Raw genomic sequence first — 20350 nt, 5'->3', positions numbered from 1 at the left:
AAATCCTGTCGTCCGTCGTTGCCGACATCTTGACATCGCGTCGCTCGCCACCCTATCTGCCTCGTCGTTAGCACTCTCCATTGGTGAGTGCCAAATTCTTCGAGCCGGGTCCCGTTCTGGGTCCGGCCGTATTCGTTCAACGAAGGGTTCAACGAACATGGCAGCTGTGAATTTCCGTCCCCTGCACGATCGCGTCGTCGTACGCCGGGTGGAATCCGAAGCCAAGACCGCTGGCGGGATCATCATTCCGGATACGGCGAAGGAAAAGCCCCAGGAAGGCGAGATCATCGCGGTCGGCTCCGGCGCGCGTGACGAGTCCGGCAAGGTCGTTCCGCTCGACGTCAAGTCCGGCGACCGTATTCTCTTCGGCAAATGGTCGGGCACCGAGGTCAAGCTGAACGGCGAAGACCTTCTGATCATGAAGGAATCCGACATCATGGGTATCGTCGGCTGAAGACGAGCGACGGCTCCTGAGCCGACGTTCCACAACGACATTCCAAGAAACTTCAAACGGCGCGGCCTTCGATGGCGCGCCCGGGAGAATTAAGACCATGGCAGCTAAAGAAGTAAAATTCGGCCGCGACGCACGTGAACGCATGCTGCGCGGCGTCGACATCCTCGCCGACGCGGTGAAGGTGACCCTCGGCCCCAAGGGTCGTAACGTCGTCATCGACAAGTCCTTTGGCGCGCCCCGCATCACCAAGGACGGCGTCACCGTCGCCAAGGAGATCGAGCTCGAGGACAAGTTCGAGAACATGGGCGCCCAGATGGTGCGCGAAGTGGCCTCGAAGACCAACGACAAGGCCGGCGACGGCACCACGACCGCGACGGTTCTCGCCCAGGCGATCGTTCGCGAGGGTGGCAAGTCGGTTGCCGCCGGCATGAACCCGATGGACGTCAAGCGCGGCATCGACATGGCCGTCATCAAGGTCGTCGAAGCTCTGCAGGCCTCGGCTCGCAAGATCGAGACCTCGGACGAAGTCGCCCAGGTCGGCACCATCTCGGCCAATGGCGAGAAGGAAATCGGCGAGATGATCGCCGCCGCCATGCAGAAGGTCGGCAACGAGGGCGTCATCACGGTCGAGGAAGCCAAGACCGCCGAGACCGAGCTCGAAGTCGTCGAGGGCATGCAGTTCGATCGCGGCTATCTGTCGCCTTACTTCGTGACCAACCCGGAGAAGATGGTCGCCGAGCTCGAGGACGCCTACATCCTCCTGCACGAGAAGAAGCTCTCCAACCTCCAGGCGCTGCTACCGGTGCTCGAGTCCGTCGTGCAGTCCTCCAAGCCGCTGATCATCATCGCCGAGGACGTCGAAGGCGAGGCTCTGGCCACGCTCGTCGTCAACAAGCTGCGTGGCGGCCTGAAGATCGCCGCCGTCAAGGCGCCGGGCTTCGGCGATCGCCGCAAGGCGATGCTCGAGGACATCGCCGTCCTCACCGGCGGTCAGGTCATCTCCGAGGACCTCGGCATCAAGCTCGAGAATGTCACGCTCGACATGCTCGGCCGCGCCAAGAAGGTCTCGATCACCAAGGAAAACACCACCATCGTCGATGGTGCCGGTGAGAAGGAGCAGATCCAGGCCCGTGTCGGCCAGATCAAGGGCCAGATCGAGGAGACCACCTCGGACTACGACAAGGAGAAGCTGCAGGAGCGTCTCGCCAAGCTGGCGGGCGGCGTCGCGGTCATTCGCGTCGGCGGTGCGACCGAGGTCGAGGTCAAGGAAAAGAAGGACCGCGTCGACGACGCGCTCAACGCCACCCGCGCGGCTGTTGAAGAGGGTATCGTTGCCGGTGGTGGCGTCGCTCTGCTGCGCGCCTCCAATGCCCTGACGATCAAGGGCGAGAACCAGGACCAGGAAGCCGGCATCACCATCGTGCGCCGCGCGCTCCAGGCTCCGCTTCGCCAGATCGTCACCAATGCTGGCGCCGAAGGCTCCATCATCGTCGGCAAGATCCTCGACAATTCGTCGGTGACCTTCGGCTACAACGCCCAGACCGGCGAATATGGCGACATGATCCAGATGGGCATCGTCGATCCGGTCAAGGTCGTGCGCTCGGCGCTCCAGGACGCGGCTTCGGTCGCCGGCCTGCTGGTCACCACCGAGGCGATGATCTCGGAGGCTCCGAAGAAGGATTCGGGCGGCGGCATGGGCGGCGGCATGCCCGGCGGCATGGGCGGCATGGGCGGCATGGACTTCTAAGAAGCCGTCAGGCTTCGCGGAAGGGCATCAAGCCGCCCATCACTCCAAAGTGCCAAAACCGGGCAAGCCCGGTTTTGGGTGGCGGCATGGACTTCTAAGAAGTCCAGCATCGCAGACTGCTGTTTATGGAAGGGGCTCGGCATCGCCGGGTCCCTTTTCGATTCCAGGTCGTGGCCAACGATTTATCGATCCATCTTCGGAACGCGCGCCGAGGAAATGCGTTTGTTTTTCCGAAGCCTGGCAGTTCGCCGGACTATTTCTCAAAGGAATGGATCGATGGTCGACAAGAACGAGATCAAGGGCGGCGCCAAGGAAGTCGGTGGCAAGCTCAAGGAAGCAGCGGGCAAAGCCGTCGGTAACGAGCGGCTGGAAGCCGAAGGTCAGATTGACCAGGTCGAGGGCAAGACCCAGAAGAACTACGGCAAGGTCAAGGATGCGGTGCGCGACCAAGTGAAGTGACCATTGGTCGCACCGGACTGACATCGAGGGCTGCTCCGACGCTGGAGCGGCCCTTTTGTTTCGCCCCTTCGCCAACGTCGGCGGGGATCGACCTGCCCACCACGCCCGTGGTTGCCGTCAGTGGATCCGCCCAGAGACCAGAGGTGAACACAGAGTTCCGCTTTTCGGCCACGTAGCTGCACTTGTCTCGCGCAAGGCCGCGGCTAAGTTTTAGCAAATGCTAATTTTCGGCCGCGGGAAATTTCCGGCCGCTCCCTTTCAGCCAACCGCAAGGAGGCTTGCTTGATCAATTTCACGCTTAACGGCGAAGAGAAGACGTTCGACGGTGATCCCGACACACCGCTGCTCTGGGTGATCCGCGACGCGGAAAAACTGACCGGCACGAAATATGGCTGCGGCATCGCCCAATGCGGCGCCTGCACCGTCCATCTCGACGGCATGACCCGCCGCTCCTGCATTACCCCGATCTCGACGGTTGACGGCTCCAGCGTTACCACCATCGAAGGGGCCGAGGGTCGCGAGGCCGAAGCGGTCCAAGCCGCCTGGACGGCGATCGACGTGCCCCAATGCGGCTATTGCCAGTCCGGCCAGATCATGTCGGCTGTCTCACTACTGCAGTTCAATCCCAAGCCGAGCGACGAGGACATAGACAACGCGATGGCCGGCAACATTTGCCGTTGCGCCACCTATGTCCGCATCCGCCAGGCGATCCATGACGCCGCCGCGAAGCTGGAGGGCTGACCCATGAATATCCAGAGCATCCAAACGACACGGCGCGGCTTCCTCGCTGGCGCCGGCCTCGTGATTGGCGTCAGCCTCGCCATGCGCGGCAGAGCCGCGGCTTCCTTGCTGCAAGGCGCGCCGGCCGGCGCGGCGGGACCGGTCCAGGATCTCAATGCGTTCGTGCGCATCGCGCCGGACGGCGTCGTCACTGTGCTGTCGAAGCATATCGAGTTCGGCCAGGGTCCCTATACGGGCCTGACCACACTGGTGGCCGAGGAACTCGACGCCGATTGGGGCCAGATGCGGGTCGCGGCCGCCCCTGCGAATGACGAACTCTACGCCAATCTGGCCTTCGGCATTCAGGGAACCGGCGGCTCGACCGCGATCGCCAATTCCTACGAACAGATGCGCAAGGCCGGCGCCACCGCGCGGGCGATGCTGGTCGCCGCGGCCGCCGATGAGTGGGGCGTTTCGGCCGGAGAGATCACCGTCGCCAAGGGGCGCATCCGGCACGAAGCGTCGGGCAAGGAGTCCGGCTTCGGCGAACTGGCCGAGAAAGCCGCCACCATGGAGGCGCCGGCCGATCCCGTGCTGAAAGACCCGAAGGATTTCGTGCTGATCGGCACCGACCGGCCAAAACTCGACACGCCGGAAAAGACCAATGGTCAGGCAGTGTTCACGCTCGACGTCATCGCCGACGACATGCTGATCGCCATGGTCGCTCACCCCGCGCATTTCGGCGCCACGGTGAAGGGTTTCGACGACACCGAGGCCCGCAAGGTTCCCGGCGTCATCGACGTCAAGCAGATCACGCAAGGCGTCGCGGTGTTCGCCGAAAACACCTTTGCCGCGCTTAAAGGGCGGGCGGCGCTGACGATCGACTGGGATCTCAGCGCGGCGGAGACGCGCTCCAGCGAGGCGATCTACGCCGATTATCGCAAGCTGCTCGCAAGTGAGGGCCTCGAAGCGACCAACAATGGCGATACCGAAAGCGCCTTGTCCGCTGACGGCATCACCACATTGCGTTCGGAAATCACCTTTCCTTTCCTCGCCCACGCACCGATGGAGCCGCTCGACGCGGTGCTGATCCAGGCCGAGGACGGGTCGATCGACTGCTACAATGGCTCGCAGTTTCCTGGCCAGGACAAGGCGGCGATCGCCGATGTGTGCGGCGTCGATCCGGCCAAGGTGCGGGTCAATACCCAGCTTGCCGGCGGCAGCTTCGGCCGGCGCGCACAGTTCGGGTCTCCCTACATGCGTGAGGCGGCGGAAGCGTTCAAAGCCTCCGGCATGACGCGGCCGATCAAACACATGTGGACCCGCGAGGACGACATTCGCGGCGGCTTCTACCGGCCGATCTACGTGCATTCGCTGGAAGGCGCCATCGATCGGGACGGCAACATCGTCGCCTGGGACCAGCAGATCGTCGGCCAGTCGGTCATGAAGAAGACCGACCTCGACGAGAGCACCGTCGAAGGGGCCGCGGATATGCCCTACGGGATTTCCAATCTGCGGGTGCGGGCCTACAATGTCGAGCTTCCGGTGCCGGTGCTGTGGTGGCGCTCGGTGGGTCACAGTCATACCGGCTTTGCCGTCGAGACGTTCATCGACGAACTGCTGGAGAAGGCCGGCAAGGACCCGGTCGAGGGTCGCCTCGCCCTGCTTCAGAACGATCCTCGTCGCGCCAATGTCCTGCGCAAGGCGGCCGAGATTGCCGATTGGGGATCGCCCGTCGCCGACGGACGCCAGCGTGGCGTCGCCGTGCATAAATCCTTCAATACCTATGTCGCCGAGATCGCCGAAGTCTCGATCGGCGAGAGGGGCGAGCCACGGGTGCATAAGGTCTGGTGCGCCGTCGATTGCGGTGTCGCCGTCAACCCCAACATCATCCGCGCGCAGATGGAAGGCGGCATTGGCTATGGCCTCGGCGCGGTCCTCTTTGACCAGATCACCCTCGGCGAGGGCGGCGAGATCGTCCAGTCCAACTTCCACGACTACCGGTCGCTGCGCATCAACGAAATGCCCGAGGTCGAGGTGGCGATCATCGAATCCAGCGAGGCGCCGACCGGCGTGGGCGAACCGGGCACGCCGCCGGTCGGACCGGCCGTCGCCAATGCCTGGCGCCGCCTGACCAGCCAGCCGGTGCGGCAATTGCCATTGGTGAAGGCGCTGACATCGTGAACAACGGGATATTCAAAGTGACAGCATCAAAAATTCTGGCCGGCCGTTGGGCCGCTATGGCTCTGACCGCCAGCCTTATCCTGGGTTCGGGACCCGGCCTGGCCCAGGACAGCGCGTCCGAGGCGCCCGCCTCGCCGGCCGCGGTAGCCGATACAGACACCGGGTCGCTGAAGTCGGTCGCCGACTTCGATTCCATCGCCGATGAGAAGGAGCGCTCGATCGCCATCTTCGAGGAGACCGGCAAGGTGCTCCAGGATCCCCGTTGCGTGAATTGCCATCCGCGCGGCGACTCGCCTTTGCAAGGTGACGACATGGCGATCCACGAACCGCCGGTGGTGCGTGGCGAGGCCAACTTCGGCGCGCCCGGCATGACCTGCAACACCTGCCATGGGCCGGAAAACGCCCAGGTCGTCGCCCAGACCGAGGACATCCAGTCGATCCCCGGCAACCCCAACTGGCATCTCGCCCCGGTCGAAATGGCGTGGGAGGGCAAGTCGCTCGGCGAGATCTGCGCGCAGATCAAGGACGAAAACCGCAATGGCGGCAAGACGCTGGCCGAATTGGTCGAGCACATGGCGACCGACGATCTCGTCGGCTGGGGCTGGAACCCGGGCAAGGGCCGGAGGCCGGCGCCGGGCACGCAGGAACAGTTCGGCCAGCTCTACGAAGCATGGGTCGCGACCGGAGCCCACTGCCCGGCCGCGTAAGGCTAAAGCCTCGGACGGGCGGGTCTTTCGATCCGCCCGTTTTCTTTTTGGCACTGCCGCCCGTCGAACCCTGGCTTCATCTAAACCGATTTTACGCCGCCCACGCCTCTTTCGATCCGGACGCGCGCCAGCTAAGCAGGCCGCAACGACATGGCAGAGCAGCGAGGGCATGAGATGAGCACCCGGACCGAAACCGATTCCATCGGCGCGATCGAGGTCGAGGCCGACCGCTATTGGGGCGCCCAGACCGAACGCTCGCGCAACAATTTCAAGATCGGCGGCGACCGCCAGCCGATGCCGTTGATCGTCGCGCTGGCCACGGTCAAGAAGGCCGCCGCGCGGGTCAACACGTCGATGGGCCGGCTCGACGGCGAGATATCCGACGCGATCGAAAGCGCCGCCGACGAGATCATCGCCGGCCGGCTCGACGACCACTTTCCTCTGGTGGTCTGGCAGACCGGGTCTGGCACGCAGACCAACATGAACGTCAACGAGGTGATCTCGAACCGGGCGATCGAAGCGCTCGGCGGCACGATGGGCTCGAAAAAGCCGGTCCACCCCAACGACCACGTCAATATGAGCCAATCGTCCAACGACGTCTTTCCGACCGCCATGCACGTCGCGGCGGTCGTCGAGACGACGGAGCGCCTCTTCCCCGCACTGGACCGGCTGCACGCCTCGCTCGACGCCAAGGCCAAGGAATATGCGTCGATCATCAAGATCGGCCGCACCCATACCCAGGACGCGACACCGGTGACGCTCGGCCAGGAGTTTTCCGGCTACGCGGCGGCTTTGGAGTTGTCGAAGAAGCGGATCGGCGATGCCCTCGACGGCGTTTATGCGCTGGCGCAGGGCGGCACCGCTGTCGGCACGGGCCTCAACGCGCCGGAAGGCTTCGACACCGCGATCGCCGCCGAGATCGCCACGCTCACCGGCGAGCCGTTCCGCACCGCAACGAACAAGTTCGAGGCGCTGGCTTCGCACGGGGCGCTGACCTTCTTCCACGGGGCGCTCAATTCGCTGGCGGCCGATCTGATGAAGATCGCCAACGACATCCGCTTCCTCGGCTCCGGACCACGCTCCGGTCTGGGCGAGCTGAATTTGCCGGCCAACGAGCCCGGTTCCTCGATCATGCCCGGCAAGGTCAATCCGACCCAGGCCGAAGCGATCACCATGGTCGCCTGCGAAGTCTTCGGCCATGACACCACCGTCACCGTCGCGGCCAGTCAGGGCCATTTCGAGCTCAACGTCTTCAAGCCGGTGATCGCCAACGCGGTTCTCTCCTCGATTCGGCTGCTGGCAGATTCGATGGAGAGCTTCGCCGAACATTGCGTGGACGGGATCGAGGCCAATGAGGACCGGATCAGGAGTCTGATGGAACAGTCGCTGATGCTGGTGACGGCGCTGGCGCCGACCATCGGCTACGACAACGCCGCGAAGATCGCCAAGACGGCGCACCAGAACGGCACGACCCTGCGCCAGGAAGCGGTGGCCAGTGGCCTCGTCTCCGAGGCGGATTACGACCGCATCGTCGATCCGGCGGCGATGATCCACCCCGGCTGAGGCGGCGGAAGAGCAGCTCAGGCCGATCGTCACCCTTCGTTTTCGATTGTATCGCTTTTGGTTGACGTTTCGTCGGCTGCAGCCCGGCTGTATTCGGCGTCCTCTTCGTTTACCTGGGGACATCGGAACATGGAGAGAGGCACAGGCCTCTCCCGCCAGACGGAGTCTTTCATGAACCCCACCCTTATCCTCGTCGGCCGGGTCCTCCTGTCGATCATCTTCATCGTCTCCGGCTTCGGCAAGCTGACCGGTGCTGAAGGCTTTGCCAGCTATCTCGGCAGCCTTGGCTTTCCGGCACCGCTCGCGATGGCCTATCTGACCGGCGCGTTGGAGCTGTTCGGCGGCCTGGCGATCCTCGCCGGGTTCCAGACCCGCGTCGTCGCGATCGCACTGGCGGCGTTCTGCGTGGCGACCGGTCTCTTGGTGCATCTCGCTGAGCCGAACGTCCTGATGAAGAACATCGCGCTGGCTGGCGGTTTCCTGGTGCTCGCCGGCTCCGGCGCCGGCGCCATGGCCGTCGACAAGACCAAGCGCGAAAGCCGCTACGCCTGAGAGCGATCACGCTCGTGCTTTGAACCGGGCGTGATCCGCGCAGGTCAACCGGCCTTCCGCACCTCACCGTCCGGCAGTTCGCCCGACGCTTCGGCGTCGGGCATCCTTGACCAGACCTTGACACGATTGCGACCATCCTGCTTGGCGTCATAGAGCGCCCGGTCGGCCCTTTTGAGCGCGTATTCGATCGCAGCATCGTCTTTGAGACAAGGAGCGACGCCGATGCTGATGGTAAACGGGATCGGCCCCTGCTCTCCCCAATCGTGCTCGAATCGGGCTTTTGCAACCGCTTGGCGCAATCGTTCGGCAATAACGATGGCCCGCTCCTCATCGGTCTCGGGCAGGAGCACGGCGAACTCCTCGCCGCCGAGCCGCCCGAAGATGTCGGATTGGCGCAGGATGCATTTGCCGGCGGACGCCATGGCCTTGAGCACCATGTCGCCGGCCGGGTGCCCCCTGGTGTCGTTGATCCGCTTGAAGCGATCGAGATCGATCATCAGGATGGAGAGCGGCCGTTCGTGACGGCGTGCAAATGCGATTTGGTGGCCGGCCTGCTCATAAAAGGACCGCCGGTTCGGCAGTCCCGTCAACAGATCGATCAACGCCTGGCGCTTTAACTCGTCGATCAGCTTGGCGCGCTCGGAGATGTCGCGGATGAGGGCGGTGAATTCGGTGGCTCCGTCAACGGTGATCTTCGCGATCGAGATCTCGACGGGAAATTCCGTGCCATCCTTGGCCAGGCCGGAAATCCGCCCTCCACGCTCGAACATCTGCCGCGAGAAAATCGGCGACGTAGCAAAATTCTCCAAATGCTGACCGTGACGGTCATGATATTTTTCGGGGATGAGGGTGTTGAGCGGTTTGCCCTCAATCTCCTCGGCGCTGTAGCCGAACATCTCCTCGGCCGCGGCGTTGAACAAATGAATGCGCTGCTGCCGATCCACGGTGACGATACCGTCATAGGCCGACTGGATGACAGCGCCGAAGCGGGAATTCGCCGTCTTCAGCTCGTTTTCCAAGCGGATCTTCTCGGTGATATCGAGGCAGGTGAGCAAGACCCCGCCTGGCTCGCGGGCACCATTCAGGATCGGTTGCGCCGCTATGCGCCACCAGAACGTCCGGTCTTCCAGATCGAAGGCCTGCACGATCTCGACCGGGGTGACGGTCCGAACGCATTCCTCGATTTGCGCCTCGATGTCCCGCCGTGCATATCCCGGCAAAAAATTCCTGAGCCGAGCCCCAGGCCCGTCAGCCGCGGCGATTCCCAGCATGCGGCGAAAGTGGCAGTTGCAAGCGAGGACCCGATCCGGTTTTCCACCATCGAGACCGATCACCGCGACGCTGGCAGCGATCGCGTCAACGACACCGGGAAGCTCGTCGAGCAAAATTTTCTTGATACTCACTAAGTTTTACCCCCAGGCCGAAGGGGCAATTTTTAGCGCAGAATCGTTAACGCTGCCTTGCCCGCATGCTCCGACGGAAGCGGGCATCATCCCCCTTGCCGGCGCGAGCGCACCCGAACCGCGGCGCGTTCCAGCATGTATGTTTCCGCTTCGATCATATGGCCGCGCATGATCATGCGGCACAGTTCCGGATCGCCCGCCTTGAGTGCCCGCAAAAGGCGCACCTGGTAATGCAGGCCGGTCTCGCGCAGACCGGGATTGGGCTCCTTGTAGATCGCCCGGCAGACCGTCATCTCCCGCAACAGGCTCAACAAGAATCTGCCGATGAAGGCCAGCAACGGGTTGTCGGAATGGCGCGTCAGCTCTTCGTGGAAATCGAGCTCGGCGAGACGCTGGGCGTATTCCTCCTCCGCAGTCGTCGGTTCGTCCTCATAGAGCCGAATGGTGGATTGCAGGGCCTCGAAGCCTTCCGGCGACAATTTTCCGGCGACGCTCGCGGCGAGTTCCGGCTCGACCCATTTGCGCAGCGCATAGATATTCGCGATCGAGGGCTGCTCGAACAGGAACAGATTGTCCAGCAAGCGGATCGCCTGATCCGGACTGACGGCCGATACGAATATGCCGCCGCCCGGCCCGGTCCTGCTGGTGATCAGCCCCTGAAACTCAAGGATTTGCAACGCTTCCCGCAAGGTGCCGCGCGAGGCTTTGAGATTTTGAGGCTGGAACCACTCCGGCGCGACCGGATCGCCTGGCCGCAGGCCATGCGCGACGATCAGCTCACGAAGCTGGTCGGCGATGATATCCGGCCGTTTGCGGCGCCTGGGACCCTTGTCCGAACCGCGCGGAACCGGGACCATGGGAGCTTTTTCGTGCATGGGATCAGCCCCCATTGGGATGGTAACAGGCCACAAGGTGGTCCGCGCCGCCGCCAGGAACCGGCCCGAGGGGGGGATGCCGGGATCGGCACACATCCGTCGCGTTCGGACAGCGGGCGTAAAACGCGCAGCCCGGTGGCGGATCGTAGGGATCGGGCAGTTCGGTGTTGGCGTCTTCCGGAATCAAATCATGGCGGCCGGGCGCCGGGGCGGAGCGCATCAACAGATCGGTATAGGGGTGCCGCGGCGCCGCGAAGACGCTGCGCGCCGGGCCGAGCTCGGCGATCCGGCCGAAATACATCACCGCGACGCGGTCGCTGACGCTCTCGACCACCGACAGATCGTGGCTGATGAACACATAGGTGAGGCCAAAGCGGTCCTTCAGATCGTCCAGGAGGTTGAGCACCTGCGCCTGGATCGAGACGTCGAGCGCGGAGACCGGCTCGTCGAGAACGATCAATTCCGGCCCGGCGGCGAGCGCCCGGGCGATACCGATGCGCTGGGCCTGGCCGCCGGAAAACTCGTGCGGATAGCGCTCGAGGAATTCCGGCGCGAGATTGACGGCGGCCATCAGTTCTTCCAGCCGGGCCGCGCGCGCGTCGCCCTTCAGCCCGGCGAGGTGAATCAGCGGCGCCTCGATAATGGTTCGGATGGTCTTGCGGGGATTGAGCGAGGCGACCGGGTCCTGGAACACGTACTGGACCTGACGCGCCAGCGCCCGGCGGTCGCGCCTGGCTTCCGCGACGAGGTCGCGGCCGTCCAGCGTGATACGCCCGGCGGTTGGCAGGTCGAGCCCGACCATCAGCCGCGCCAAGGTCGACTTGCCGCAGCCTGATTCCCCGACGATCCCGAGGGTCTCGCCCTTTTTCACGTCGAGCGACAGGCTCTGCACCGCATGAACCGCCGGCTTTCGCCCGCCGAACAGGGTTTGCCCGCCGCCGAAGATCTTGGCGACGTCCGCGATCGCAAGAAGTGTCCGGTCAGACATCGGCTTCCCCCGCTGCCAGAGGATACAGGCAGCGCACCGCCCGCCCCTCGCCTGCGTCGCTCATCGCAATGTCGCCGCTTCGGCAGTCCGCCCGCGCCCGTGGGCAGCGCGGCGCGAAGGCGCAACCGTCCGGCAGGGCGTCGACCAGCGGCGGGCGGCCCGCGATGGCGTCGAAACGGCGCTCCGGTTCGCCGAGTACCGGCACGCACTGGATCAGCTTTGCCGTATAGGGATGGGCCGGGGCCGACAGAATGGCCTCCGTCGGGCCGGTTTCCACGATCCGGCCAGCATACATCACCGCGACCCGGTCGCAAATCGCCGAAACGACGCCGAAATCATGGGTGATGAACAGGATCGCCGTGTCGCGCTCCCGGCGCAGCCGGTTCATCAGTGCCAGGATCTGCGACTGCACGGTCACGTCGAGCGCGGTGGTCGGCTCGTCGGCGATCAGCACCTTGGCGTCGTTGGCGAGCGCCATGGCGATGCAGACGCGCTGGCGCATGCCGCCGGACAGTTCATGCGGGAACACGTTCAGCCGCTCGACCGGGTTTGGAATCCGCACCAGATCGAGGAGGTCGATGGCCCGCTTTTTCGCTTGCGAACCGGTCATCCTCTGATGCGCGCGGATCGCCTCGGTCAGCTGATCGCCGACGGTGAACAGCGGATGCAGCGTCGACAGCGGATCCTGGAAGACATAGGCGACGGCGGCGCCGCGCAGCTGCCGTATCCGCTCATTGGAAACGGCGAACATATCTTCCTCGCCGAGAAAGGCCGCCCCGCCGACGATACGGCCCGGCGGCGTCGGCACCAGCCCCATGATCGACATGGCGGTGACGGATTTGCCCGAGCCGGATTCGCCGACAAGGCCGAGACATTCGCCCTTCATCAGGACCAGATCGATGCCGCCGACAGCCTTGTAGACGGACCCGCCGACATGAAATTCGGTGCGCAGCCCCTGGAGATCGAGCACCGCGCCCGCCGTTGGAACGGGTGCTTCGGCGGGCACATCGCGCATGATCGCGGTGCGGGCGACCGGGCGGGTCAGGGCGCCGGATCGCAGACGCGGGTCGAGGACGTCGCGGATGCCGTCGCCGAACAAATTGATGCTCATCACCAGCGCGAAGATCATCAGGCCCGGAATGACCGAGACGTGGGGCGAGGTGAAGAGGATCTTGCGCCCCTCCCCCAGCATCGAGCCAAGGTCGGCCTGCGGCGGCTGCGCGCCGAGTCCGAGGAACGACAGGCCCGCCGTCTCCAGGATCATCCAGCCGACCGTCGTCGACATGGTAATGACGATCACCGGCAGGACGTTCGGCAGGATTTCCAGGAACAGGATCTGCGCCGGGGTCTTGCCCGACAGGCGCGCGGCATCGACGAACTCGCGGCGCGACAACCCCAGCGTGAGGCCGCGGATGTTGCGGGCGAAGAACGGAATATTGACCAGCGCGATGGCGTAGAGCGCGTTGATCAGCCCCGGCCCCAACACCGCGACGATGGCCAGCGCCAGCAGAATGTAGGGGAACGCCATCACCATATCGATGCCGCGCATGACAAGACTGTCGGTGCGACCGCCCGCGTAACCCGCGACGAGGCCGAGCAGCGAGCCGAAGAAGGCGGCAATGAATGTGGCCGACAAGCCGACCGCGAGGCTGACCCGCGTGCCCCAGATCAGCCGCGACAGGATATCGCGGCCGAGATGGTCGGTGCCGAGCGGGTGTCCGGCGCTGAACACCGGCATCAGGCGGTCGACCGGCGCGGTGACGTCGGGATCGGCCAGCGGCAGGACCGGCGCCGCCAGGGCGATCAGCGCGATCAGGACGAGAACGACGAGGCCCCCGGTGGCCAGCGTGTTGGCGAGCAGCAGCGCGGCGCTGCCCGGCCGGCCGCGTCGGACCCTGGGTTTGGGAGTGGCCAACGTCGTGTCCATCATCAGCGCAGCCTCGGGTCGAGCAGGGTCTGCACGACGTCGGCGATGAGGTTGAACAGGACATAGGCCGCCGCGACGACCAGGACGCCGCCCTGCACGAGCAGGAGATCGCGGGTCGAGATCGCCTTGACCAGCATCGAGCCGATGCCGGGCCACTGGAACACGGTCTCGATATACACCGCGCCGCCGATGACGAAGCCGGCCTGGATGCCGATCACCGGAATCACGCTGACCAATGCCGATTTGAAGGCGTGGCGGAAGATCACCTGGCGCTCGGTCAGGCCCTTGGCGCGGGCGGTCCGGATATAGTCCTGCCGCAGCACCTCCAGCATGGCGGTGCGCGTCAGCCGCGCGATCACGCCGGTCGCGACGACGGAGAGGGTCAAAGCCGGCAGGGCCAGATGATGCAGGAGGTCGAGGAGATCGCCGCCGCCGTAGATCGCATACATGCCGCTAACCGGAAACAGCCGCAGATTGACCGCGAAGCCGAGGATCAGAAGCAGGCCGAGCCAGAAGGACGGCGTCGATATGCCGATCAGCACCAGGAGCGTAACGATCTTGTCGGTCCAGCCATATTGCCGGACGGCCGATACGATGCCGGCCAGAAGACCGAAGATCGAGCACAGGATCAGCGACGTGCCGGCGAGGATCAATGTCGCCGAGAAGCGTTCCAGCACCTCGTCAAGCACCGGCCGGTTCAAGGTGTAGGAGCGGCCGAGATCGCCCTGGAACAGATTGCCAAGCCAGATGAAATATTGCTCGGGCAAGCTCCTGTCGAGGCCGAGATCCCGGTTGAGCCGCGCGACGTTTTCCGGCGTCGCGTAGGAACCGAGGATCGCCGTCGCGGGATCGCCGGGGATCATCGCCATGATCAGGAAGACGATGATCGTCAGCCCGAACAGAACCGGGATCGCCGCGATCAGGCGTTTGGCGATGTAGGCCCACATGATCGTCAAGCCACCTTGTCACGGAGACTTTTCGGCGCCGCCATGAGATAGCTTTCGCGAATGTGATAGGCGATATGGTCCCAGTCCGGATCGTCATCGAGCCGGATGCCGATCCAGCCCTTTTGACCGACATAGGGCGGTCTGAAAAACTGCCTTTCATCGGCCTCGACGAGCAGTTGCTGCATTCCCTCGGCGGCTTTGAGCCAGACCGAGACCCGGCCGTCCCCGAGTTTCATCATTGCGAAGATGCGGTTCCTGATCCGGAAGGTCGGATCGCCCCACGCTTCCTTCTCCGTCGCCTCTGGAAATCCGAGGCATATCCGGCGAAGACAGTCGAGGGGCGATCCTTCATCCGTCAAGGCTTCTTCACGTCCTGCAGCATCAGGAAGAAGGACGGCTGCAGCTTGAAATCCTCGACGGTGGCGGCGGTCACCGCGTTCTGCTTCCAGTTGGCGACGAACACCCAGGGCGCATCCTCCTGGACGATTGCCTGCATCTCCTTGTAGAGCGCGGCGCGCTCGCCCTGGTCCGTCACCTGACGGGCCTTTTCCAGGAGTTCGTCCACCTTGGGGTTGGAGTAGTAGCCGGAATTGAAGCCGCCCTTGTCGGGGAAGGCCTCGGTGCGCAGGGCAAGGAACGGAAGTGTATCCGGATCATTGGTCATCCAGGCCATTTCAGCCATGTCGGCCTTGCCTTCCAGGCCCGGATTGACGTTGCCGAGGAAGGTGTTCCACTCATAGGTCTCGATCTTGACGTTCATGCCGACGGCCTGAAGATCCGCCTGGATCGCCGTGCCCATGGCGACCGGATCGAGCATCCCGGAGCCGCCCTCGGTGACATAGAAGGTAACCTCCTCGCCGTCATATCCGGCTTCCTTGAGGAGTTCCTTGGCCTTTTCCGGATCGTAGGGATAGGGCTCCAGGGTCTCGTCATAGGCCCATGCGAAGGCCGGCGGCGTCGGGCCAGCGGCGACCTCGGCGGTGCCCTGCAGGATGTTGTCGACCAGTGCGGTCTTGTTGATCGCGTAGTTCGCCGCCTGGCGCGCCGCCTTGGACGAGAACGGCGCTTCCTTGGTGTTGAGGATCAGGAACCAGAGATGCGGCCCGGCCTGTTCGTGAACCACGAAGTCGCTGGAGGATTTGAACTGCTGGAGGCTGTCCGGCGGCACTTCCACCATGATGTCGAGCCCGCCCGACAGCATCTCGGCGATGCGGGTGTTGGCGTCGGTGATCGGCCGGAAGATGACCGCCTCGAGGTCCGGCGCACCATCCCAATAGTCTTCGTTCCGGGTCGCCACCATTTTCGCGTTCGGCTCCCATTCGGCGAATTTGTAGGCGCCGGTGCCCACGGGATTGCGGCCGAAATCCTTGCCGTATTTCTCCACCGCCGCGGGCGAGACGATCAGGCCGGTCGGATAGGCGAGATTGGACAGGAAAGGCGCGTAGGGCGCGTCGAGCTTGAACTCGACCGTGGTCGGATCGACCGCCGTCACTTCCTTGACGGCGGAAAAGAAGAAAGCGAGCGGAAACGGCCCCGTGTCGGCGAAGGGATGATCTTCCTTCAGCATCCGGTCAAAGTTGAACTTGACCGCTTCGGCATTGAACGGTGTGCCGTCGTGGAATTTGACGCCCTCCCGCAGCTTGAAGGTGTAGGTCTTGCCGTCCTCGGAGATCGTCCAGCTCTCGGCCAGCGACGGCTCGACCTCCAGCGTGCCGTCCTTGTAGCGGACCAACCCGTCATAGAGATTCACCAGGATGCGGAAATCGTTGACCGCCGTCACCGCCTGCGGATCGAGCGATTTCGGCTCGGCGATCTGACCGACCACCAGAACATTGGGCGGCGTCTGGGCGACCGCCGCCGGGGCCAGTGTCATCAATGCCGTGGCGATCGCCGCGGCCAGCCATTTTCTCATAACGCGCTCCCTGCCTGTCTATCTTCGATAATTAATCATGATAAATTGCATGAAGGCAACGTGTAATTCATAATCAATTATACGGCGTCTCGGGCAATCTTGCCTGAAACCGCGACAACACTTTGATTGAGGGGCAGAATTCGGATGCCTTCGGCGACGGCGCACATCGATCTTTCCCGCCTGCAAGCGCTTCTGGCCGGCGTGAACGGTTTCGGCCGGAACCCGCGGACCGGCGGCTTCAACCGGATCGGCTTCAGCGAGGCCGACATGGCCGTCCGCGACTGGTTCGCCGATGCAATGGCCGCCGACGGTCTCGCGGTTCGCCGCGACGGCGCGGCAAATATCTTCGGCCGGTTCGGACCCGCCGACGGTCCCGCGATCATCACGGGATCGCATCTCGACACGGTGCCGGAAGGCGGCGCCTTCGACGGCGCGCTCGGCGTATGCGTCGCTCTGGAATGCGTGCGGGCGATGCGGGATGCCGGGATAAGTCCGACGACCGCCATCGAAGTTGTCGCGACGGCGGAGGAAGAAGGCCGCTTCGGCGGCATGCTCGGTTCCCAGGCGATCGCCGGCCAGGTGACACGGGAATGGATCGATCAGGCACGCGACGCCGACGGCGTTACCCTGGTCGCGGCGATGCGTGCGCACGGCCTCGACCCCTATGAGATCTTGAATGCGGCGCGCGCGCCGAATTCGGTGCGGGCCTTCCTGGAACTACATATCGAACAGGGCCCGGTGCTCGAGGCGGCGGGTATCCCGATCGGCATCGCCCATTCCGTTTCCGGCGTCTGCCATCTTTTCGTGCGGCTGGGCGGCACAGCCAATCATTCCGGCACGACACCGATGGACATGCGCGCCGATGCCTTCGCCGGGCTGGCGGAGGTGGCCGGCGCGATCCCCGCGGTGATCGACGAAATCGGCGGCGAGCAATCGCGAATCACCATCGGCAAGGTCGATCTCACGCCCAATGCCCCGCACACGATTCCGGGTACCGCGGAATTCTCCGTCATCATTCGGGACATTTCGGAAGCGGTCATGCGGCGATTGACGGACCGGCTGCGCGGCGAGATCGCCGCCGCGGCCGCCCGGCATCACCTGACAGCCGCCATCGAGGACAAAAGCTGGCTGCCGCCGGTCGTGCTCGATCGGGAACTGGCGCGCCTCTTGGCCGGGGAAGCCCCGAAACAGGGAATTGCCGTCCGCTCGATGCCGTCCGGCGCCGGTCACGATGCCCAGACCATGCAGGCGCTGTGTCCTTCGGCTCTGATCTTCGTTCCCAGCAAGGGCGGCATCAGCCACGCACCGGACGAAGCGACCGCCTGGCCCGACATCGAAAAGGGCGCCAACCTGCTGCTCGGAACGCTGGTATCGCTGGCCGTTTGATGTCCGGCTTTCGGCCGCCGCGTCCCTTGCTGACAACGTCCGTAATTTTTCCGTTTACGTAAAGGGAAACCAATTCCGTTTCTCGCGCGACTGCGTTATCGATACCCTCAGATAACGGGAGGTATCGACAATGCAGAAACCCTGGCTTCAGCACTATCCCGCCGACGTGCCGGCCGAGCTTCCAGATTTTCCCTACCGCTCGCTGGCCGAGTTGCTCGACGAGGCCTTCGCCAAACATGGCGACCTCCCGGCGTTCCATTTCATGGGAACGACTATGAGCTTTCGCGAACTGGACGAGCAGTCGCGGATCTTTGCCGCCTATCTGCAGTCGCTCGGCCTGGAGCAAGGCGATCGCGTGGCGCTGATGATGCCCAACGTCTTGCAATATCCGGTCGCGGTCGCCGGGGTGCTGCGGGCCGGGATGGTCGTGGTCAACACCAATCCGCTCTATACGCCCCGCGAACTGTCGCATCAGCTGAAGGATTCCGGCGCCCGGGCGATCGTCATTCTCGAGAATATGGCGAAGACGCTGGAGACCTGCCGCGCCGAGACGCCGGTCGAGCATGTGGTCGTGGCCACCATCGGCGACATGCTGCCGACGGTCAAAGGCTTCATCGTCAATTTCGTACTGCGCAAGATCAAGAAGCTGGTGCCGGGATTCGATCTACCGGACGCGGTTCCCTTCAAGGCGGCGATGGCCAAGGGCCGCGACAGGCAATTCACGCCGGTCGCGTCGGACCGTTCCGACGTCGCTGTCCTGCAATATACGGGCGGAACCACCGGCGTGTCGAAAGGCGCGACACTGACCCATGGCAACATCATCGCCAATGTTCTGCAGTCGGAACTGTGGAACATGCCGGCCATGAAGCACATCCCGACAGGGGAGCAGCAGCTCACGGTTTGCGCGCTGCCGCTCTACCACATCTTCGGCTTTACCGTGAACATGATGCTGTCGATGCGCACCGGTGGTTGCAACATCCTGATCCTGAACCCGCGCGACATCGCGGCAACGCTGAAGGAACTGAAAAAATACAAGTTCCACTCGTTTCCGGCGGTCAACACGCTGTTCGGCGCGCTGGCCCGGCACAAGGACGCCGGGGCCGTCGACTGGTCGCACCTCAAACTGTCGCTCGGCGGCGGCATGGCCGTCCAGGCGGCGACGGCGGAGCTGTGGAAGAAGCGGACCGGTTGCTCCATCTGCGAGGGTTACGGCCTCTCCGAGACCGCGCCGTCGGCCTGTTGCAACCCGACGGACGCCACAGACTACAGCGGCACGATCGGCATGCCGATCCCATCGACCGAGTTGCGGATCATCGATGACGACGGCGAGGAATTGCCGATGGGCGAGCGGGGCGAGATCGCCATCCGCGGGCCGCAGGTCATGGTCGGTTACTGGAACCGACCGGACGAGACCGCGAAGGTGATGACGAAGGACGGCTTCTTCCGCACCGGCGACATCGGCGTCATGGACGAGCGCGGCAATTTCAAGATCGTCGACCGCAAGAAGGACATGATCAATGTCTCCGGCTTCAACGTCTACCCCAATGAGATCGAGGAAGTGGTCACCCGAATGCCGGGGATCGTCGAGGCCGCCGCGATCGCCATCCCGGACGAGAATTCGGGCGAGGCGGTCAAGCTGTTCGTGGTGGCGAGCGATCCGCAGATCACCGCCGACCAGGTCAAGGCCTTCTGCAAGGACAATCTCACCGGCTACAAGCGGCCGAGCGCGGTCGAGTTCAAGGACGAACTGCCGAAGACCGGGGTGGGCAAGGTGCTGCGGCGGGCGTTGCGGGACTGATGTGGCCGGAGCTGCCGCGGGACCGCCGCTCACGCGGAGGATATTGCGGCGCGATCCGGGTGGCCGACCATCCGATCCGGTTTGATTTTCCGAAAAGCGAGAATGCCCCTTCACATTCAGCCAAGCCTCGCATATATCGCACTCACCGGCGGCGCAGAGCGGCGCACGGCCATGACGCGGGGTGGAGCAGCCCGGTAGCTCGTCAGGCTCATAACCTGAAGGTCGTAGGTTCAAATCCTACCCCCGCAACCACTTCCGGCATAAGTCACTTTCTATAGCGATATAAACCACGGCGGACCTGCCCGGCAGTAAGCCGGGCAGGTCCGCCGTGGTTTCCCTACCGATTTGCCGATGGTAGACTTCGACCTTGCCGGGACCGCCGGCACCCAAGGTCCTGCAACGGTCGGCTTCGCGATCCGAACCGGCTTCACCAGCATTAGCGCCAAGGCCCGTCATGCACTAGGATTTGCCCCGGACCACTTAGCGTAATCGTAGGTGGCACCTCCCGGGCCCGGATGCGCCCGCCCAACACGAGTTCACCGGTTTTTACCTTAACAATGTCACAGCCGCGCCGCTTGCTGTCGATCGCCAGATCGAACAGTGCTCGGTCGCGCAGTCGGGGATGTCCCGAAGTTTGTTGAACTTCGTTGAGCGGCGATGCCGGGTTGAACGTTACGCGGCCCTCGATGCAGGGGCAATGAACTTTTCGGCATTTTGGCGCTGATGGG

The 20350-nt window shown here is 63.9% G+C and carries 17 protein-coding genes, 1 tRNA gene and 1 pseudogene; 11 read left to right on the top strand and 8 right to left on the bottom strand.

The window, feature by feature from the left end; translation table 11 throughout:
* Positions 1–157: 157 nt before the first annotated feature.
* From groES to VQ045_RS10550, 8 genes are all read left to right on the top strand, one after another.
* Entirely contained in the window at positions 158–454 is a 297-nt protein-coding gene (gene groES / locus VQ045_RS10585; protein WP_327622445.1) for a co-chaperone GroES, read from the top strand.
* A gap of 97 nt (positions 455–551) precedes the next feature.
* Complete coding sequence (gene groL / locus VQ045_RS10580) at positions 552–2201, top strand: chaperonin GroEL (RefSeq protein WP_327622446.1); 1650 nt, start codon at positions 552–554, stop codon at positions 2199–2201.
* A gap of 276 nt (positions 2202–2477) precedes the next feature.
* Entirely contained in the window at positions 2478–2660 is a 183-nt protein-coding gene (locus tag VQ045_RS10575; protein WP_327622447.1) for a CsbD family protein, read from the top strand.
* Positions 2661–2942: 282 nt separating this feature from the next.
* Positions 2943–3401, top strand: a complete 459-nt coding sequence (locus VQ045_RS10570) for a (2Fe-2S)-binding protein (protein WP_327622448.1) — start codon at positions 2943–2945, stop codon at positions 3399–3401.
* Positions 3402–3404: 3 nt separating this feature from the next.
* Positions 3405–5564: a xanthine dehydrogenase family protein molybdopterin-binding subunit gene (locus tag VQ045_RS10565; RefSeq protein ID WP_331830072.1), complete on the top strand. Its 2160-nt coding sequence runs from the start codon at positions 3405–3407 to the stop codon at positions 5562–5564.
* A gap of 17 nt (positions 5565–5581) precedes the next feature.
* Entirely contained in the window at positions 5582–6271 is a 690-nt protein-coding gene (locus VQ045_RS10560; RefSeq protein WP_442879848.1) for an Isoquinoline 1-oxidoreductase subunit, read from the top strand.
* Positions 6272–6445: 174 nt separating this feature from the next.
* A complete protein-coding gene (gene fumC, locus VQ045_RS10555) occupies positions 6446–7834 on the top strand; it encodes a class II fumarate hydratase (protein WP_331830071.1) in 1389 nt (462 codons plus the stop codon).
* 171 nt (positions 7835–8005) lie between these two features.
* Positions 8006–8386: a DoxX family protein gene (locus VQ045_RS10550; protein WP_331830070.1), complete on the top strand. Its 381-nt coding sequence runs from the start codon at positions 8006–8008 to the stop codon at positions 8384–8386.
* A gap of 44 nt (positions 8387–8430) precedes the next feature.
* On the opposite strand, the gene VQ045_RS10545 is transcribed toward VQ045_RS10550, so the two are convergent.
* The 7 genes from VQ045_RS10545 to VQ045_RS10515 form a co-directional block, all read right to left on the bottom strand.
* On the bottom strand, positions 8431–9789 hold the full coding sequence (locus VQ045_RS10545) for a sensor domain-containing diguanylate cyclase (RefSeq protein WP_331830069.1): 1359 nt from the start codon (positions 9787–9789) through the stop codon (positions 8431–8433).
* An 86-nt stretch (positions 9790–9875) separates the two neighbouring features.
* The gene (locus VQ045_RS10540) at positions 9876–10646 is read right to left on the bottom strand and encodes a FadR/GntR family transcriptional regulator (RefSeq protein ID WP_331830068.1); all 771 of its coding nucleotides are present in this window, start codon (positions 10644–10646) and stop codon (positions 9876–9878) included.
* A 22-nt stretch (positions 10647–10668) separates the two neighbouring features.
* Complete coding sequence (locus VQ045_RS10535) at positions 10669–11652, bottom strand: ABC transporter ATP-binding protein (RefSeq protein ID WP_331830067.1); 984 nt, start codon at positions 11650–11652, stop codon at positions 10669–10671.
* Positions 11645–13582 carry a dipeptide/oligopeptide/nickel ABC transporter permease/ATP-binding protein gene (locus VQ045_RS10530; protein ID WP_331830066.1) on the bottom strand — a complete coding sequence of 646 codons (1938 nt, stop codon included), beginning with the start codon at positions 13580–13582 and terminating at the stop codon, positions 11645–11647. Before VQ045_RS10530 ends, VQ045_RS10535 begins: the two co-directional genes overlap by 8 nt.
* Positions 13582–14526, bottom strand: coding sequence for an ABC transporter permease (locus VQ045_RS10525; protein WP_331830103.1), 945 nt, complete (start codon positions 14524–14526; stop codon positions 13582–13584). The genes VQ045_RS10530 and VQ045_RS10525 overlap by 1 nt, the downstream gene beginning before the upstream one ends.
* Positions 14527–14531: 5 nt before the next feature.
* A complete protein-coding gene (locus VQ045_RS10520) occupies positions 14532–14885 on the bottom strand; it encodes an MmcQ/YjbR family DNA-binding protein (protein WP_331830065.1) in 354 nt (117 codons plus the stop codon).
* On the bottom strand, positions 14882–16438 hold the full coding sequence (locus VQ045_RS10515; protein WP_331830064.1) for an ABC transporter substrate-binding protein: 1557 nt from the start codon (positions 16436–16438) through the stop codon (positions 14882–14884). The genes VQ045_RS10520 and VQ045_RS10515 overlap by 4 nt, the downstream gene beginning before the upstream one ends.
* A gap of 144 nt (positions 16439–16582) precedes the next feature.
* Between VQ045_RS10515 and VQ045_RS10510 the strand changes: the two genes are divergently transcribed.
* The 3 genes from VQ045_RS10510 (at position 16583) to VQ045_RS10500 (ending at position 19874) form a co-directional block, all read left to right on the top strand.
* Complete coding sequence (locus VQ045_RS10510; RefSeq protein ID WP_331830063.1) at positions 16583–17824, top strand: Zn-dependent hydrolase; 1242 nt, start codon at positions 16583–16585, stop codon at positions 17822–17824.
* Between the two features lie 130 nt (positions 17825–17954).
* Positions 17955–19622, top strand: a complete 1668-nt coding sequence (locus VQ045_RS10505) for a long-chain-fatty-acid--CoA ligase (RefSeq protein WP_331830062.1) — start codon at positions 17955–17957, stop codon at positions 19620–19622.
* 175 nt (positions 19623–19797) lie between these two features.
* Positions 19798–19874: transfer RNA gene (locus VQ045_RS10500), tRNA-Met, on the top strand.
* Between the two features lie 253 nt (positions 19875–20127).
* Here the strand turns inward: VQ045_RS10500 and VQ045_RS10495 are convergent.
* Positions 20128–20241, bottom strand: a pseudogene (locus tag VQ045_RS10495) (integrase); the annotation flags it as partial.
* Positions 20242–20350 lie beyond the last annotated feature (109 nt).

Origin of the sequence: Aurantimonas sp. E1-2-R+4 (genome assembly GCF_036549515.1) — a bacterium.
GTDB classification, from domain to species: domain Bacteria; phylum Pseudomonadota; class Alphaproteobacteria; order Rhizobiales; family Rhizobiaceae; genus Aurantimonas; species Aurantimonas coralicida_A.
The sequence above is the reverse complement of the archived record's forward strand: the minus strand, read 5'-3'. Positions and strand labels throughout refer to the sequence as shown.

Excerpts from the sequence above, each read along its gene's own strand:
- VQ045_RS10550 (WP_331830070.1), top strand. The coding sequence starts at position 8,006 with ATGAACCCCACCCTTATCCTCGTCGGCCGGGTCCTCCTGTCGATCATC.
- VQ045_RS10510 (WP_331830063.1), top strand. The coding sequence starts at position 16,583 with ATGCCTTCGGCGACGGCGCACATCGATCTTTCCCGCCTGCAAGCGCTT.
- VQ045_RS10575 (WP_327622447.1), top strand. The coding sequence starts at position 2,478 with ATGGTCGACAAGAACGAGATCAAGGGCGGCGCCAAGGAAGTCGGTGGC.
- VQ045_RS10505 (WP_331830062.1), top strand. The coding sequence starts at position 17,955 with ATGCAGAAACCCTGGCTTCAGCACTATCCCGCCGACGTGCCGGCCGAG.
- VQ045_RS10530 (WP_331830066.1), bottom strand. The coding sequence starts at position 13,582 with ATGATGGACACGACGTTGGCCACTCCCAAACCCAGGGTCCGACGCGGC.
- VQ045_RS10535 (WP_331830067.1), bottom strand. The coding sequence starts at position 11,652 with ATGTCTGACCGGACACTTCTTGCGATCGCGGACGTCGCCAAGATCTTC.
- fumC (WP_331830071.1), top strand. The coding sequence starts at position 6,446 with ATGAGCACCCGGACCGAAACCGATTCCATCGGCGCGATCGAGGTCGAG.
- groL (WP_327622446.1), top strand. The coding sequence starts at position 552 with ATGGCAGCTAAAGAAGTAAAATTCGGCCGCGACGCACGTGAACGCATG.
- VQ045_RS10515 (WP_331830064.1), bottom strand. The coding sequence starts at position 16,438 with ATGAGAAAATGGCTGGCCGCGGCGATCGCCACGGCATTGATGACACTG.
- VQ045_RS10540 (WP_331830068.1), bottom strand. The coding sequence starts at position 10,646 with ATGGTCCCGGTTCCGCGCGGTTCGGACAAGGGTCCCAGGCGCCGCAAA.
- groES (WP_327622445.1), top strand. The coding sequence starts at position 158 with ATGGCAGCTGTGAATTTCCGTCCCCTGCACGATCGCGTCGTCGTACGC.
- VQ045_RS10565 (WP_331830072.1), top strand. The coding sequence starts at position 3,405 with ATGAATATCCAGAGCATCCAAACGACACGGCGCGGCTTCCTCGCTGGC.
- VQ045_RS10525 (WP_331830103.1), bottom strand. The coding sequence starts at position 14,526 with ATGTGGGCCTACATCGCCAAACGCCTGATCGCGGCGATCCCGGTTCTG.